Source organism: Lactobacillus gallinarum (assembly GCF_002160635.1).
GTDB lineage: Bacteria > Bacillota > Bacilli > Lactobacillales > Lactobacillaceae > Lactobacillus > Lactobacillus gallinarum.
On record NZ_NFKZ01000011.1, the window covers coordinates 1 to 14,670 of the forward strand.

Consider the following 14,670-nt stretch of genomic DNA (forward strand, 5'->3'; position numbering starts at 1 on the left):
CTTGCTCTAGCATAGAAGTCGAGCAAGTGCAGTATTATGCACACAGATTGCTTAATTTAAGTGATCAAAGAGAAAATTTAATCGCAAGAATGGTTAAGTTAGCGAAGTCTTTGCCTAATTATGATTTAGAAAACCTAGAAAGCATTCCAGGCTTTGCACAGACCACTGCAGTCAGAGTTTTAGCAGAGTTAGGAGATTTACGCAGATTTAGTAATCCTAATAAAATAAATGCTTTTATCGGAATTGATCCAGGCAGATATCAGTCAGGAGAAATGGAATCTAATTTAAGTATTACTAAACATGGCAATGCAGTCGCACGTAAGTTGCTTTATCGAGCTATTGGACAAATTGATAATGCAGCTAAGACAAATCCGTGTCATATAGCAGATTATTATGAAAGCAAAAAGCTATCCTCTCAAACCAAAGGGTTCAAAAAGATAGCTATTGCTTCAATTCATAAACTAATCAGAACCATTTATGCCCTGATTATCAATGATCAACCATATGATTACAACGTAGCCACACATAATCAAAAAGACTTTAGTCGTAATTAATTGATCAAGTACATTATAACGCTAAGCCCAAAAATCAGATATGGATCTGGGCTTATTTGTCGTGTCTAACTAAAAAAATAAATCGACACTAAAAGATGTTTAAGTTGAAATTTAAACAAAAAATGAAGCCAAACTTCTTATTATGCTTGACTTTACGTAGAAAAAAGCCACGGTGCTTAAACCATGGCTAATTTATTTTCATTAACATTATTCAGCTGCAGCGGCTGCTTCTTCCTTAGCTTCCTTGGACAATCCAGCAAGGTCACCTAACAAGGTAAAATCAATTTGAGTTGCTAAAGATAGCTTTTTACGCAAGAAATCAATCTCAGATGGTTTAACGTTCTCAGTTGGATTATCTTTGGAAATCAACTCTTGTGAGATTTCACTATCAGTTAATTTTTTATCCTCTAATACACTTTCTGCTTCTTTGACTTCTTTTTCATAATGCTTTGTCATAAAAAACGCCTTCTTCACCTTTCATTGTAGTTAGTTTTATAGAAAGGTATAGCAAAACGTACTTTTACTTTGATATATTGCTTAGATCACAAAAAAGACATGGCGTTTAAACCATGTCTTAACGAGTTTATTTATGCTGACTAGAAGGCTTAGCTTTAGGACTTACGTTTCTTATCCAACACACTAAGTAAAACTGCACTTACTCCTACTAAAACAGCTCCTAATGCTATTAAAGCTTGACGCTTATTACTAGTATTTGGTAACATCTCTCGCTTAGTTTGAGCCTGTTCATTTCTAATTACAGCAGATTCATGTGGCTTAGCAAATCTAGCTGTCTCTGTTTTGGGATTATTATTTGAGTTATATTGACGTTTTACGTTTCTTCTAGCCTTTGGATTATTATTCGTGTTTCTGCTTGAATGCTTTGTAGTACCTGAATTTTTCTTTGATTTACCGTGATTGTCATTATTAGTTTTCACACTAGGTTTGTTGGGCTCCGATGTTAGTTTATTTGGTTCAGGAACTGAAGTTGGCTGTTTAGGACCGGGCTTTGGTCAGGTTCAGAACACCTTAGAATCTTACTTTGACTAAATAAAGAATAAAAAATCAATCTATGAGAAAGATCTATTTACACAAAAGATTTGACAGTTTCAGTTATTTTTATCTATTATTTAAAAATGTTAAAATACCACTATTGATTATGCGAAAGGTAAATTAAGATGAGTAATAAAAAGAATAAAATTAACAATGCTGAAATTAAGACAAGAGTAATTATTTTCAGACCAAGTCAATAACATCTTATCTAGAAAAGGAATAAATTATGTCTGAAAATTTAATCGAAACTGTTGTTACAAAAAACGATTTAAAAGAAGCTTTCGCAAAATTGGGAGTTAAAAGCACAGATTCTTGCATGGTTCATACTGCCATGAGTAAGTTTCAATATTTACCCGGTGGGCCTAAAACAATTGTTAGAGCACTTGAAGAAACTTTATCCGTTGGCACACTAATGATGCCGTCACAGGTTTCAACGAATTGTGATCCAGCAACTTGGGAGTATCCACCCGTTCGTCAAGATTTAATTCAGGTGGTTAGAGATAATATGCCACCATATGATCCAAGGACCTCAGCTACAGAAGGTCTGGGCATAACGCCAGAATACTTTAGGAATTTACCTGATGTAGTTCGCAGCACGCATCCCTATTTGCCAGTTGCTATCTGGGGTAAAAATGCGGCTGAAATTGCCGCACGTCAGCCTTTAAACCTGCCATATGGGATCAACAGTCCACTTGATTATTTGTACAAGAACGATGGCAAAATTATTTTCTTAGGTACCGATTACGAAACCTGCACAATACTTCACTACGCAGAATCTACGATTCATCGCAAAACTGAAACCTGTTCTGCAGCAACCAGTATCGACCAAGATGGAAAAACGATTTGGACAAATTATCAAAACATAGATTTAGATTCTTATGACGATTTCAACGAATTAGGTGAAGTTTTTGAAAAAGAATTTCCTAATGAAGTTAAAGCACAAAAATTAGGTCAAGGAATTATCAAAGTAATCAACAGCAAATCCTTGATCGATTTTGCCCGTCAATGGTTTAATAAAAAAGATCATCAATTTGGTAATGCAGTAGATTAATGAAGATCAAAAAGAGCAACACGAGATTCTTTCTCATGTTGCTCTTCTTTATTTTCTATTCTTTTTGCGAAACTCCACTTTCCGCATCTGGCTTGACCTCATCAGTTTTTGAATAATCAAAATCGTCAAGAGTTACCGCACCATCTTCATAGTGTTTTCCATGACGCTCTTCAACCGGTATCCCTAAAGCAATCGACCATTCCTTTGTTTCTCTTAGTTTATATTTTCTTGCTTTCTTTTTAAAACAATAAACCAAATTGGATAGCCAATAATGACAGGAATTGCAAAAATTAGCCAGATCAGCAAAGTCATTTCTTTTAATTGAGCCGTTTGAGCTACTCCTGCTCCGTCAACATTCCTAAACCAGATAATTGCTGCAATTGCTATCCAGACCAGCAATACAATTAATCCGCTAGTTTTCCATGCTTTCATAATTCTCCTCCAAGAAAATTGTGCTATTAATAAATGTTTTATTTATAGTACAAAAAAAGATCTGATTTTTCAATCAGATCTTTTAAACGTATTTATTAATGCTGACTAGAGGATTCGAACCTCCGACCTCATCATTACTAGTGACGTGCTCTGCCAACTGAGCTAAGTCAGCAACTCTTCGTTGTCTCACCCGACAACAGTATTAATTAAACCATATGAATTAGACTTGTGCAAGCCTTTTTTGCAAAAAAGTTCAAAAAAGTTTTCAAAACTATCAAATCACTGATTATACGGTAAAATGAATGTGTAGTTTTAATGAAATAAGGAGTGATTTTATGCAAACTCTAGCACCAATTCCAACTGAATTAGATTGGTTGCTTAGAATTATTGTTGCTGCTTTTTGCGGTGGGATTATTGGTTATGAACGTGCTATTCAACGAAAAAGCGCGGGAGTCAGAACACACATCGTAGTCGCAATTGCTTCTGCACTCTTTATGATCGTATCTAAGTATGGATTTACAGATCTTTTAAATATGCGCGATATTGCGCTTGATCCTTCCAGAATTGCCGCACAAATCGTTACTGGCATTTCCTTCATTGGTGCCGGTACAATTTTAGTTAGAAAAGAACAAATTTCTGGTTTAACCACCGCGGCTGGTGTCTGGGCAACTGCTGCTATCGGAATGGCTATCGGGGCTGGCATGTACTTCATTGGAATTCTTTCTACAGCCCTTCTCTTCGTGATTCAAATGCTCTTCCACGATGATGTGATCATCAGCAAGATCACACCTCATGTTCGCTTTAATATCCAAATTGAAGCCATTAACCAGCATCATATTTTATCTAAGATAAAAAAGGAACTTGAGGAAAACAAAGTTGAAAACATCAATATAAAAATTCTAGATGTTAGCGATGAAAGAATTGTCTTCTATGTCGATGGCGTTATCAATAATAAAATTAATGAAAACAACATTGTGATGGCACTGCGCAAGTATCCCGATATTACTCGAATTAGTTACACACGCGGTGGACTTAACTAAATCTCGAGCAATTCTGCTTGAGATTTTCTTTTGAAGAAAGATCCTGTAAAATACATCAATATTAATACAGAAAGGACATATATATGTCAGGCACTCTTGATTATTTACGCTGGCGCGGTGACTTAACCTTCAAAGAAAAGCCTTTTAATAGCGTTGACGCCTCTTTATTTTCTTCTTTAATTTATTTACCAGTAGACATATCAGCTAAGGGGCATACTTTAGCTGAAGTTGCAGAAAAACTGCGCGTTCTCCCATCTTTTCAAGTACAAATGCACGATGAGACAGGCGCACAAATTTTGCTTTTACCTAAAAGTCCACGCCTAGGCAACGTTGAAATCCTAAATTGGACCAATCGCTTAGAAAAAGATCCTTATCCGTTGCAATTTACTGCCGCTACTTTTCGTCTAAATGCCAATACTATTCTCATTGTTTATCGCGGCACCGATAGTTCTATCATTGGCTGGAATGAAGACATGACTATGAATTACATGCCTAAAATCTATGGTCAAGATGTCGCCACCGATTATCTTAGAGAAATGGCCGAAGAATTTCCTAATGATAAAATTTATCTTACTGGTCATTCAAAGGGCGGCAACTACGCAGAATATGCTCTAAGTGTCGTTGAACCTGAATTGCAGGATCGCATTATTAAAGCCATCAGTTTTGATGGTCCCGGCTTCTTTGGTGAAGTATGGCGTTCTCCCGGCTTTGTTCGTGCCCTACCTAAAATGAAGACATACCTACCTGAAGGATCTATTATTGGAGCAATGTTAGATCACCCTGAGCGAGTTTTAATTACTAAAAGCAATGCTTCTATGGTTCAGCAACACGATCCGCGCCGCTGGAGCGTTGGTCGCGATAGTTTCGTTTTAGCTGATGGTCTTACTTCTGGAGCCAGATCTTTGCGCCATTCTCTAATTGATTTCAATCACACAATTCCTGATATTCAACGAGGCGAATTGTGGGACACTATGTTTCAATCATTTGAAGATTTGAATATTACTGACGTCTTCCAAATAACTGCTCATAAGTTACTGGGAACTGTTCGCTTTAGCCGCGTAATTATGTCGCTTACCCCTGATACACGAAAATATATTTTGCACATGATCAACGAGATTATTAACGCAATTCGCGGAAACATTAGCTTACCATTTTCTGAAACAGATTTTGCTCTATATCCAAAAAGCAACGACTCAAATAAGAAGCCGATCTTTTACGAATTCTATGACACTTCAGTTCCAAGCATTTTGCCTGAAGAAATTAAAACTAGATTCAAGACTGAAAAAGATGCGGAAAACAAAAAATTAAAGTAAAAAAGTTTCACATGAAACAAAAAGGACATGCAAGCGCATGTCCTTTTTTAGTATTAAGTTTTTATTCAGTTTGTCGATTGAAAATACTCATGATGAATGAAACCAAAGCAACCAATATTATTGCTCCCAATATGGACGGCACTATTGCCATGCCAGCCATTTGGGGTCCCCATTCACCAAAGATTGCTTGTCCAAGAGTTGAGCCAACTAGCCCAGCTATCGTATTAGCTATAAAGCCCATCGACCCGCCTTTGCCAGTTATGAAACCAGCGGCTAGTCCTATTATGGCACCAACTATTAAAACCCAGATCCAATATAACATAGGATCACCTATTTTCTTTCCATGTAAGGTTTAATAAAACAAACTGCTATTTTAATGATCTTCAAGATCACCCTTTAACTTTTTAGCCTTTTCCTTTATTTTACCCTTAGCTTGTTGAGCTTTTCCTTGTACTTCGCGAGCCTTGTCGCCGGTAACTTTACCTTCGACCTCTTTCACTTTTCCGATAACCTTGTCTTTTAAGCCACTATCTGTTTTTTTCATAGGTAGGACTCCTTTCGGGAAAATAATGTGATAGTTTTCTATGTTTTTAATATTACACTGATTTGTATCCGATTACGTCAAAAAAGGCTCGCCTTACGTCTTTCTTAACAAGTTGAGCCTTTTTGTTGCATATTTATTTTTGATTCGTTTTTTACTTGAGCAAATTCTTAGCTAATTCAAAGTCGCCTAAGGTAGCTGAACCATTGTTAGCTACAGCTGGATGAACAATTAATTCATTTAAATCTGGAGTAGCTACATAGTTGTTGTTAAATTCGTCAAAAAACTTTCTTACTTTAGTCAAATCGTCTTCGTTTAATACAGAACCACCCACGATCATCACATCTGGACGAGCAGTCATGTAAACGTTAAAGAGCATTTGTGCAATGTAGTATGCGGAATAAGTGAAGACCTTATTATCACGAGAAAGCTTTTCACCTGGGATACCAGTTCTGCCTTCAAGACTTGGACCAGCTGCCATCCCTTCTACACAAGCATCGTTGTGAAATGGACAGTGACCTTCATAATCATCACCTGGGTAGCGACGGACAAGCATGTGTCCCATTTCAGGGTGGTTGTTAAGTCCAAGCATCTTTCCACCTTGAACGATACCGGCACCCACACCAGTACCTACAGTTGCATAGAAGTAACTCTTAGAATCGTCACGGCCGCGCGCAATATATTCACCATAGCATGATGCATTAACGTCAGTTGTCATTACTACAGGAATACCTAATTCTTTTTCAAAGAAGCCCTTAACATTAGTACCTGACCAATCTGGCTTTGGCGTATCCAAAATATAACCATAAGTTTTTGACTTAGGATTAATATCAATTGGACCAAAAGTACCAATGCCTAATGCATCAACTGGGTGCTTTTTAAAGAATTCTGCAGTCTTTTCTAAGGTTTCCTTATTGGTGGTAGTAGGAATACGGTCTCTTGCGACTTCCTTACCAGTTTCAACATCTTGTACTGCTACGATAAATTTAGTACCACCGGCTTCAATACTGCCGACATATTTCTTATCTGACATATTCTCATCCTTTTCGTAAAAATTTTTATCTCCAAATAGTTTTGTGCTGCACCTATTATAAAGAAAAAAGCCCTTATGTGTAAAGGCTTTCATGCATATGTAATTAAATTTCTTTACTTACGCATTATCTATGACTTCTTTTGAGTCAATTCCTTTGATGGGTTGACCATTTTCATCAAAATAATCATCCAACTCACGACACCAAATCATCGCCATAGTTCCTTGTCCAACGTGCACTCCAACGACTGGGCCAATGATGCTAGTATTGAATTCATACTTAGGGAACTTAGCTTGATAATCCTTGACCCACTCCGCTTTTTTATCTGGATCAAGCGAATCAAAAATCGTGCATTGAATCTTATATGGCATATTCTTAGTTAAATTATCAAAATCTGTTTGGATATGCTTATAAGCTCGCTTGGTTTGACGTTCTTTAGCAATTGCGGAAATGTGTCCTTCAGCTTGCACATCCATTGAAAGAATCGGCTTGATTTTTAATAAAGCACCTACAAAACTAGCTGCATTAGAAAGACGGCCCGTACGCTTCAAGTGGCTTAAATCGTCCACCATAAAGCGCACATCCATTGTTTTCTGCAAGTCAGTTAAATCATGCATGATTAAATCAACGTCTGCTCCGGCTGCGACAAGGCGTCCTGCAAGGATAGCATAATCTGCCTCACCAGCACACGTAATTTTGCTATCAAAAGGATGGACCTTAATTCTAGTTTCGGCTTCAGCGATACTATGCACAGTAGAATAGTAGCTTGAAATACCACTAGATAAGGTAATTACAATCACATCGGTGTAGCCCTCTTGGACATATTCATCAATCTTCTTTTGTAAATTACCGATTGATGGCTGTGAAGTTGAAGGTAATTCACTTTCATCAGCCAATTTTTTATAAAATTCTTCATAGCCAATATCGATCATATCACGGTAAGTCTTATCGCCCCACATAATTGGAATTGGCAAAACATCGATATGATACTTTTCTTGTTGCTCTTTAGTTAAGTAAGCTGAGCTATCGGTTAAAACAGCAATTTTCATAATCTTTCTCCTTTGATTGTTACTTATATTTTAACCGATTTCAGATGGCTTTTAGCAAAAAAATAACCTGCTTTTAAAAAAGCAGGTCTTTTTAATAATCAACTTTAGTTATTATTACTACTGCCGCCAGTAGCTTTGTTAACAATCTTTTGGTATTGACGCAAGCCATCGAAGTCTGAGTCTTTGGCACTTACATAGCCATAATGGTTGTAAATACTTTCAATGATTTGCTTACCCTTCTTAGACTTAGCAATGTTCTTGAATGCCTTAGAAAGTTTAGCTCTAAACTTCTTAGGCATGTCTTTTCTAACTGCGATGGTGTCGTTAGGAATCCACTTAGTGAAGTAGATTGGCACAACGTCAGTCATTGCCTTCTTATCGTCTTGAGCTGCGATGTTACGTGCATCTGAGAAGACGAATGCAGCATCAACGTCACCGTTCAATACTGAAAGAACTTCTTGATCATCACCTTTGATGTTAACAAGCTTACATTCCTTAGTAACATTTAAGCCCTTCTTGTAAAGTTCTGCAACTGGGTAAACGTAACCGGATGAAGAACTTGGATCACCGATAGCAATCTTTTTACCTTTAAGGTCCTTCCATGACTTGATTTTAGAACCCTTCTTAACCACGATCATACCGCGGTATTTGTGCATCAAAGTGTGGTTCATCTTACCAGATGGTTCATCATAGCCGTAACGTTCAGCTTGTAAAAGTACGTCCGCAATTCCGCGTTTATGAGCAAGGATGTAAGAATATGGTGGCATGAAACCAACGTCAACTTTCTTAGATGACATAGCTTCAACCAAACCACTGTAGTCTGTAGAAACTGTTACGTGAACTGGAATATGCAATTGCTTTTGTAAAAGCGTTCCAAGTGGCTTGGCCTTAGCTTCCATCTTGTTAGCTTGAGTACTTGGTACGAATTCGACATTCAATTCTTTTGGTTCATTTGATGAAGATGAACTACTCTTTTGATTGTTCGAACATGCCGCAAGTGAAACAGTAGCTAAAACTGCTAAAGCTCCAACTAATACTTTTTTAAACTTCATAAACCTGAAATTCCTCCAAAAAATTAATTAATAGGTTTCATCACATAAATAGGTATAACAGAAAAAATGCTAGATTTCAATATAAAATACGAATTATATTATTTATATTTATGGCCATTGTTCTGATATTTATTTTATATTTGCTGTGATATCAACGTTCATCACTTAATATTCGGATTTTGAATACTCTTAATAAATAAAAAAGCACATGCTTTTAACATGTGCTTAATTGCCATCAGGATCATCATGAGCATAATCCAGGTTCGAGAAGCGGTTATATGGCTTCGAGAACATTAATTTAACAGTCCCACGACTACCTGAACGGTTCTTTTCAATAATTACTTCAACTTCACCGTTATCGTCTTCTGCTCCGACTTCACTACTGCTACCGCTATTTTCATTGTCTTCGGGTTCATCACGATAGTAGTCGTCACGATAAAGGAACGAAACAATATCGGCATCCTGTTCAATTGATCCAGATTCACGAATATCGGACAATACAGGGCGTTTATCCTGCCTCTGCTCAACCGACCGTGATAACTGGGAAAGGGCAATAACGGGCACGTGAAGCTCCTTAGCCAGCTTTTTCAATTGACGTGAAATTGCGGAAACTTCTTGTTGCCGTGATTCACTACGTGGACCTTCAATCAGCTGCAGGTAGTCGATTACAATTAGCCCCAGATTACCTTTTTCTTTGGCTAATCTTCTGGCTTTTGCACGGATTTCACTCATTTTAATACCCGGAGTATCATCGATAAAAATATCCGTGTTAGCAAGCGAGCCTGACGCAATTACTAACTTGCGCCATTCTTCTTCATCCAGCTGACCTGTTCTTAAATGCTGAGAATCTATTAGTCCTAAGGATGCTAACATTCTTTGAACTAACTGTTCTCCACTCATTTCTAGAGAAAACATCGCCACGGTTTTATCCGTATGCAGCCCCACAAACTGTGCCACATTCAATGCAAATGACGTCTTACCTACACCAGGCCTTGCAGCGATAATGATCAATTCATCATCATGAAAACCAGTCGTCATCTTGTCCAGCTCAGCGAATCCTGTTGGCAATCCTGTAACCATGTTGCCGTCATCAGGGATATTATTAATATCCTTAATAGTGGAATTAACGATTTCTTTGATTGTTCTGAAACCACCACTATTATTTTCTGATGAGACATTCATAATTTCGCTTTCCGCGTCATCAAGAATATCAGTTACATCATCTGAACCATCAATTGCGTTAGAAATAATCTTTTGACTAGCAGAAATCAGTCTGCGCAATAACGCCTTTCGGTGCACAATCTGCGCATAGTAAGTAACGTGCGCAGCGGTGGGCGTTGCCAGTGCTAATTCTGAAACATAACTAATCCCACCAATGTCATCTAGCTGATTTCTCTTATTTAGTTCATCTTGAAGAGTCAGCGGATCAATTGCATCCCCGCGATCTGACAAATCCAGCATCGCTTGATAGATGATCTGATTTGCTCTTTCATAAAAATCTTCCGGTTGAACTACCGCACTCGCATCAGCAATTGCTTCTGGATCAATAAAAATCGCACCCAGAACAGCCTTTTCGGCATCTGAGTCGTGTGGAATTTGTTGAGAAACAATATTATCCATCAATCACAACCACTTTTTATCAAAAATAAAATTAGTCTTGTTCAGTAACGTGTACACGAATAGTAGCTTCAACACCCTTGAACAACTTAGCGTGAACATTAGTGTAACCTAAAGTCTTGATTGGTTCTGGCAAGTTCAACTTGCGCTTATCAACCTTGATACCATATTGCTTTTCAAGGCCTTCTACAATCTTCTTGCTTGAAATTGAACCAAACAAACGTGAATCTGTACCAGCCTTTGACTTGAAGTTAACGATTGTATCGTCTTTTTCAAGCTCTGCCTTAATCTTTTCAGCTTCTGCCTTTTCAGCTTCGTAAGCAGCCTTTTCGTTAGCTTCTACACGCTTTAAGGTATTCATGTTACCCTTGGTAGCTGCCTTAGCCAAGCCACGCTTGATTAAATAGTTTTGTGCATATCCATCTGGAACTTCCTTAACTTGTCCACGCTTGCCACGACCTCTAACGTCTTGTGTAAAAATAACCTTCATTTTGTTCTCCTTTATTCATTTTCCTTTTCGTATTCATCAATTGCTTGAAGCAATTTTGCCCTTGCTTCTTCAATAGTAACACCTTTAATCTGAGTAGCCGCATTAGAAAGATGGCCGCCACCGCCCAGCTTTTCCATAATAATCTGCACATTAATCTTACCCATTGAACGTGCAGAAATACCGATAGTGTCTGGAGTGCGCCGAGTAATGGCAAAACTAGCACCCACATTTTCCAAATCAAGTGCCGTATCAGCTGCTTGAGCCGTGATAATTGGATCGATAATCTTATCATCAGGTCCACACAAAACAGCCATATGCGGCTTTACCATCTTCAATGTAGCAACCAAATGTGTTCTCTCAAGGAAACTATCAATATCTTCCTTGAGCAGTGAACTTACCACAGCTGAATCAGCGCCGATTGACCGCAAGTAACTTGCGGCATCAAAGGTTCGAGTCCCCGTTCTAAGCGAGAATTCTTTAGAATCGACTACGATACCGGCAAGCATTGCAGTTGCTTCTAGATCTGTTAAAACTCGCTTGCCTTGCGCTGGCTGTTGATACTCGATCATTTCAGTAACCAACTCACAGGCTGAAGAAGCATATGGTTCAACATAGGTAAGCATTGGATTCTCTGGAAACTCTTCACCACGTCTATGGTGATCAATTACGATAATTCTATTCTTCAAACGATCATACAAGGCTTGAGAATAAGTAATTGAATACTTAGAGTGATCAACCATAACCAACATTGATTTATCAGTTGCTTCAGCTAGAGCCTCCTCAGGACTGATAAAAATATCTTTATCCTGATTCTTCTGTTGCATTCTGATCACTAAGCGCCCTACGTCATAATTTGTTTTATTAGTATCTAAAACAAAATTAGCTTTTACGCCATGAAGGCGAGCCAACTTTACGACACCAATACCACTACCAACTGAGTCCATGTCTGGACGCTGATGTCCAACGACGAAAACACGGTCCGCATCTTTGAATAGTTCACTAATTGCTTGAGAGACCATTCTAGCTCTGACTCTAGTTCGCTTCTCCATTGGGTTGGATTTACCACCATAAAAGCGTGCATCCTTGCCCGGTTGACGAAGCACAACTTGATCCCCGCCTCGACCTAAGGCTAAATCAAGATTAGATTGTGCCTGGTTGGCAATTTCAGAGAGTGAATCGGAGCCGAAGGCAATCCCGACTGACAAGGTAAGCGGAGTGTTGTTACGGCTAGTTTCTTGTCGTACTTTATCTAAGACAGAGAACTTATCCTTTTCCATCTCAGCTAAATCTTGCATATGTACTAGCAGTAAAAAGTGATCTTCATCGATCCGCTTTAAATATGCCTTAAACTTCTTAGCATAATTACTTAACGTGTTTTGTACATATGAACTCATGCTGGTCAGTTCCTGATCATGCATTGTTTCGCTTAACTCATCATAATTATCAATAAAGATCTGTCCAATAGCCAGACGCTCAGCTTCATACTTATCTTCGATTTTTGCATAACGCGTAATATCTAGCAGATAAATTACGCCCAAATCATCTTGGACCACCATTTCAAAACGATGTCCATCCCAATTAACTATATGGTTTTCTGAGGTTTTAGCTTCAATCGCTTCATTCAACAATTTATTCAGATCTGGATCTACAGCTTCAATTGTGTGACCTACTAAATCCGTATCTTTAAGATACAATTGCAAATAAGGATTCACCCATTGAATCTGATGATCAGAATCATAGAGCAAAATACCGAGTGGCATCTTGATCATGGCTTCTTGCTCACTACGTTTTATTCGGTAAGACAGATTAACGGCAAAATTAGTTGCCTTACCTGCCAAAATGTAGGTTCCATAAATGGCAAAAGCAACAGACATAATAAAAATTAGCACCATTGCTAAACCAAATAATGGACTCATAATCATCGCAATAATACTTCCCACTAAAGAAAGTACTAAAATGATTACTACGGAAGCTGTTAATCGCGAATCTTTAATAAATTCAGGCAATTCAAGCTTACGTAAAAAATCTTTCATGAAGATCCTTCCTATTACAAGGTAAAATATATCAGTATCAATTATACATTATTACGCGTTATGAATGAAAAAATGGCACTAAAAAAGGGCAGGAAATAATCCTGTCCTTTTGGTTTGTATTCGATCTAATTTTAATTAGTCTTCAGCAACAAATGGTAACAAGCCCATGATACGAGCTCTCTTAATAGCATTTGCAACTTTACGTTGGTTCTTAGCACTAGTGCCAGTAACACGACGTGGTAAAATCTTACCTCTTTCTGAGATAAAACGTTTCAACAGATCGACATCCTTGTAGTCAACGTAATCGATGTGGTTAGCTGCAATGTAGTCAACCTTACGACGACGACGGCCGCCTCTTCTTTGTTGAGCCATGTTCTAGAATCCTTTCTTTAAATATTTTTAAAATGGAAGATCATCATCAGAAATATCAATCGGATCGCCAGATCCTGCGAATGGATCTTGAGCGTTGTTTGATTGATTATTAGTATTCTGAGTAGTATTTTGTGATCCACCATTATTTTGGAAGTTGTTAGTGCTTGGAGCACCAGCATTTCCAGTATTTGGTGTATAACCACCATTTTGACCGCGGGCTTCACGATCCTTGCGTGATTCGAGCAATGCGAAGTTATCAACAACAACTTCAGTTACATATACTCTTTGCCCATCTTTATTGTCATAACTTCTGGTTTGAATACGGCCATCAATACCAACTAATGAACCCTTTGAAGTAAAGTTACAGAAGTTTTCCGCAGATTTTCTCCAAATTACACAGCTGATAAAGTCCGCGCCCCTCTCACCTTGGCTATTTGTAAATTGACGGTCAACAGCAAGAGTAAACGTAGCAACCGAGATTCCACTCCCAGTAGTACGCAATTCAGGATCACGTGTTAAACGGCCAACAAGTACAACTCTATTAATCATACTTATGTCCTTCCTTTCCTAAATCACGAAAACAATAAATTAAAATTACTTGTCTAACTTAACGGTCATTGAACGTAAGATAGCGTTGTCAATCTTTGACAAACGGCTAAATTCGTTAACTGCGTCAGCGTTGTCTGCAGTGAAAGTCATGATGTGGTAAGTACCTTCACGATACTTATCAATTTCATATGCGAAACGACGCTTGCCCCAGTCTTTGGATTCTACCATAGTACCACCGTTATCAGCGATAACCTTGTCGTAGTTTTCTACGAGGGCCTTCTTTGATTCTTCATCAACATCAGGCTTGATGATGTAAGTTACTTCGTACTTTGTAGTTGCCATGACTAATGCACCTCCTTTTGGACTATATGGTTCTTGCTAAAATCAAGAACAAGGAGTAATTGAAATATTACTCGCAATTTCTAATTCTAGCATATAAATAAAAAATTACCAAACAGTTTTTCACGTGATCCTAAATAGTTTTTTACTGTTCACT

Annotated in this window: 19 protein-coding genes and 1 tRNA gene; 4 read left to right on the plus strand and 16 right to left on the minus strand. The window is 37.9% G+C overall.

All coding sequences use genetic code 11. The annotated features are described in order from the left end of the window. The coding region (locus B5E95_RS05350; RefSeq protein ID WP_143437556.1) for a transposase at positions 1 to 554 on the plus strand (554 nt) is incomplete at its 5' end. Positions 555 to 761: 207 nt separating this feature from the next. Here B5E95_RS05350 and B5E95_RS05355 read toward each other — a convergent pair. Together B5E95_RS05355 and B5E95_RS05360 are read right to left on the minus strand one after the other, a co-directional pair. Then, positions 762 to 1,010 (minus strand): hypothetical protein, encoded by a 249-nt coding sequence (locus B5E95_RS05355; protein ID WP_087235763.1) that lies wholly within the window; start codon positions 1,008 to 1,010, stop codon positions 762 to 764. Positions 1,011 to 1,165: 155 nt separating this feature from the next. After that, complete coding sequence (locus tag B5E95_RS05360) at positions 1,166 to 1,489, minus strand: hypothetical protein (RefSeq protein WP_087176860.1); 324 nt, start codon at positions 1,487 to 1,489, stop codon at positions 1,166 to 1,168. A gap of 341 nt (positions 1,490 to 1,830) precedes the next feature. Here B5E95_RS05360 and B5E95_RS05365 point away from each other — a divergent pair, with 341 nt between their 5' ends. Further along, positions 1,831 to 2,655 carry an AAC(3) family N-acetyltransferase gene (locus B5E95_RS05365; RefSeq protein WP_087176859.1) on the plus strand — a complete coding sequence of 275 codons (825 nt, stop codon included), beginning with the start codon at positions 1,831 to 1,833 and terminating at the stop codon, positions 2,653 to 2,655. Positions 2,656 to 2,710: 55 nt separating this feature from the next. Here B5E95_RS05365 and B5E95_RS05370 read toward each other — a convergent pair whose 3' ends face one another. The 3 genes from B5E95_RS05370 to B5E95_RS05380 all read right to left on the minus strand — a co-directional run bounded on the left by B5E95_RS05370 (position 2,711) and on the right by B5E95_RS05380 (position 3,259). Then, positions 2,711 to 2,911, minus strand: a complete 201-nt coding sequence (locus B5E95_RS05370) for a hypothetical protein (RefSeq protein ID WP_087176858.1) — start codon at positions 2,909 to 2,911, stop codon at positions 2,711 to 2,713. Then, positions 2,869 to 3,087, minus strand: coding sequence for a DUF3923 family protein (locus B5E95_RS05375; RefSeq protein ID WP_087176857.1), 219 nt, complete (start codon positions 3,085 to 3,087; stop codon positions 2,869 to 2,871). The genes B5E95_RS05370 and B5E95_RS05375 overlap by 43 nt, the downstream gene beginning before the upstream one ends. A 99-nt stretch (positions 3,088 to 3,186) precedes the next feature. After that, positions 3,187 to 3,259, minus strand: a tRNA-Thr gene (locus B5E95_RS05380). Positions 3,260 to 3,422: 163 nt separating this feature from the next. Here B5E95_RS05380 and B5E95_RS05385 point away from each other — a divergent pair. After that, complete coding sequence (locus B5E95_RS05385; protein ID WP_087176501.1) at positions 3,423 to 4,127, plus strand: MgtC/SapB family protein; 705 nt, start codon at positions 3,423 to 3,425, stop codon at positions 4,125 to 4,127. A gap of 83 nt (positions 4,128 to 4,210) precedes the next feature. Next, positions 4,211 to 5,440, plus strand: coding sequence for a DUF2974 domain-containing protein (locus B5E95_RS05390; RefSeq protein WP_087176502.1), 1,230 nt, complete (start codon positions 4,211 to 4,213; stop codon positions 5,438 to 5,440). 61 nt (positions 5,441 to 5,501) lie between these two features. Here B5E95_RS05390 and B5E95_RS05395 read toward each other — a convergent pair whose 3' ends face one another. From B5E95_RS05395 to rpsF, 11 genes are all read right to left on the minus strand, one after another. Continuing rightward, positions 5,502 to 5,762 carry a GlsB/YeaQ/YmgE family stress response membrane protein gene (locus tag B5E95_RS05395; protein WP_087176503.1) on the minus strand — a complete coding sequence of 87 codons (261 nt, stop codon included), beginning with the start codon at positions 5,760 to 5,762 and terminating at the stop codon, positions 5,502 to 5,504. A gap of 51 nt (positions 5,763 to 5,813) precedes the next feature. Next, positions 5,814 to 5,984 carry a CsbD family protein gene (locus tag B5E95_RS05400; RefSeq protein WP_087176504.1) on the minus strand — a complete coding sequence of 57 codons (171 nt, stop codon included), beginning with the start codon at positions 5,982 to 5,984 and terminating at the stop codon, positions 5,814 to 5,816. 151 nt (positions 5,985 to 6,135) lie between these two features. Beyond that, entirely contained in the window at positions 6,136 to 7,014 is an 879-nt protein-coding gene (locus B5E95_RS05405; RefSeq protein WP_087176505.1) for an ROK family protein, read from the minus strand. A gap of 117 nt (positions 7,015 to 7,131) precedes the next feature. Next, the gene (locus B5E95_RS05410) at positions 7,132 to 8,061 is read right to left on the minus strand and encodes a DegV family protein (protein WP_087176506.1); all 930 of its coding nucleotides are present in this window, start codon (positions 8,059 to 8,061) and stop codon (positions 7,132 to 7,134) included. Positions 8,062 to 8,165: 104 nt separating this feature from the next. Further along, positions 8,166 to 9,113: a phosphate/phosphite/phosphonate ABC transporter substrate-binding protein gene (locus B5E95_RS05415; RefSeq protein ID WP_013436851.1), complete on the minus strand. Its 948-nt coding sequence runs from the start codon at positions 9,111 to 9,113 to the stop codon at positions 8,166 to 8,168. Between the two features lie 225 nt (positions 9,114 to 9,338). After that, entirely contained in the window at positions 9,339 to 10,733 is a 1,395-nt protein-coding gene (gene dnaB, locus B5E95_RS05420; RefSeq protein ID WP_087176507.1) for a replicative DNA helicase, read from the minus strand. A 31-nt stretch (positions 10,734 to 10,764) separates the two neighbouring features. Then, positions 10,765 to 11,220, minus strand: a complete 456-nt coding sequence (gene rplI / locus B5E95_RS05425; protein ID WP_014917990.1) for a 50S ribosomal protein L9 — start codon at positions 11,218 to 11,220, stop codon at positions 10,765 to 10,767. Between the two features lie 11 nt (positions 11,221 to 11,231). Next, positions 11,232 to 13,253 carry a DHH family phosphoesterase gene (locus B5E95_RS05430; RefSeq protein ID WP_087235764.1) on the minus strand — a complete coding sequence of 674 codons (2,022 nt, stop codon included), beginning with the start codon at positions 13,251 to 13,253 and terminating at the stop codon, positions 11,232 to 11,234. Positions 13,254 to 13,388: 135 nt separating this feature from the next. After that, on the minus strand, positions 13,389 to 13,625 hold the full coding sequence (gene rpsR / locus B5E95_RS05435) for a 30S ribosomal protein S18 (protein ID WP_003549366.1): 237 nt from the start codon (positions 13,623 to 13,625) through the stop codon (positions 13,389 to 13,391). A 27-nt stretch (positions 13,626 to 13,652) separates the two neighbouring features. Continuing rightward, complete coding sequence (gene ssb / locus B5E95_RS05440) at positions 13,653 to 14,174, minus strand: single-stranded DNA-binding protein (RefSeq protein ID WP_087235765.1); 522 nt, start codon at positions 14,172 to 14,174, stop codon at positions 13,653 to 13,655. A 45-nt stretch (positions 14,175 to 14,219) separates the two neighbouring features. After that, complete coding sequence (rpsF, locus tag B5E95_RS05445) at positions 14,220 to 14,516, minus strand: 30S ribosomal protein S6 (RefSeq protein WP_025006345.1); 297 nt, start codon at positions 14,514 to 14,516, stop codon at positions 14,220 to 14,222. Between the last annotated feature and the right edge of the window lie 154 nt (positions 14,517 to 14,670).

Excerpts from the sequence above, each read along its gene's own strand:
- B5E95_RS05355 (WP_087235763.1), bottom strand. The coding sequence starts at position 1,010 with ATGACAAAGCATTATGAAAAAGAAGTCAAAGAAGCAGAAAGTGTATTA.
- B5E95_RS05365 (WP_087176859.1), top strand. The coding sequence starts at position 1,831 with ATGTCTGAAAATTTAATCGAAACTGTTGTTACAAAAAACGATTTAAAA.
- B5E95_RS05375 (WP_087176857.1), bottom strand. The coding sequence starts at position 3,087 with ATGAAAGCATGGAAAACTAGCGGATTAATTGTATTGCTGGTCTGGATA.
- B5E95_RS05385 (WP_087176501.1), top strand. The coding sequence starts at position 3,423 with ATGCAAACTCTAGCACCAATTCCAACTGAATTAGATTGGTTGCTTAGA.
- B5E95_RS05390 (WP_087176502.1), top strand. The coding sequence starts at position 4,211 with ATGTCAGGCACTCTTGATTATTTACGCTGGCGCGGTGACTTAACCTTC.
- B5E95_RS05395 (WP_087176503.1), bottom strand. The coding sequence starts at position 5,762 with ATGTTATATTGGATCTGGGTTTTAATAGTTGGTGCCATAATAGGACTA.
- B5E95_RS05400 (WP_087176504.1), bottom strand. The coding sequence starts at position 5,984 with ATGAAAAAAACAGATAGTGGCTTAAAAGACAAGGTTATCGGAAAAGTG.
- B5E95_RS05405 (WP_087176505.1), bottom strand. The coding sequence starts at position 7,014 with ATGTCAGATAAGAAATATGTCGGCAGTATTGAAGCCGGTGGTACTAAA.
- B5E95_RS05410 (WP_087176506.1), bottom strand. The coding sequence starts at position 8,061 with ATGAAAATTGCTGTTTTAACCGATAGCTCAGCTTACTTAACTAAAGAG.
- B5E95_RS05415 (WP_013436851.1), bottom strand. The coding sequence starts at position 9,113 with ATGAAGTTTAAAAAAGTATTAGTTGGAGCTTTAGCAGTTTTAGCTACT.
- dnaB (WP_087176507.1), bottom strand. The coding sequence starts at position 10,733 with ATGGATAATATTGTTTCTCAACAAATTCCACACGACTCAGATGCCGAA.
- rplI (WP_014917990.1), bottom strand. The coding sequence starts at position 11,220 with ATGAAGGTTATTTTTACACAAGACGTTAGAGGTCGTGGCAAGCGTGGA.
- B5E95_RS05430 (WP_087235764.1), bottom strand. The coding sequence starts at position 13,253 with ATGAAAGATTTTTTACGTAAGCTTGAATTGCCTGAATTTATTAAAGAT.
- rpsR (WP_003549366.1), bottom strand. The coding sequence starts at position 13,625 with ATGGCTCAACAAAGAAGAGGCGGCCGTCGTCGTCGTAAGGTTGACTAC.
- ssb (WP_087235765.1), bottom strand. The coding sequence starts at position 14,174 with ATGATTAATAGAGTTGTACTTGTTGGCCGTTTAACACGTGATCCTGAA.
- rpsF (WP_025006345.1), bottom strand. The coding sequence starts at position 14,516 with ATGGCAACTACAAAGTACGAAGTAACTTACATCATCAAGCCTGATGTT.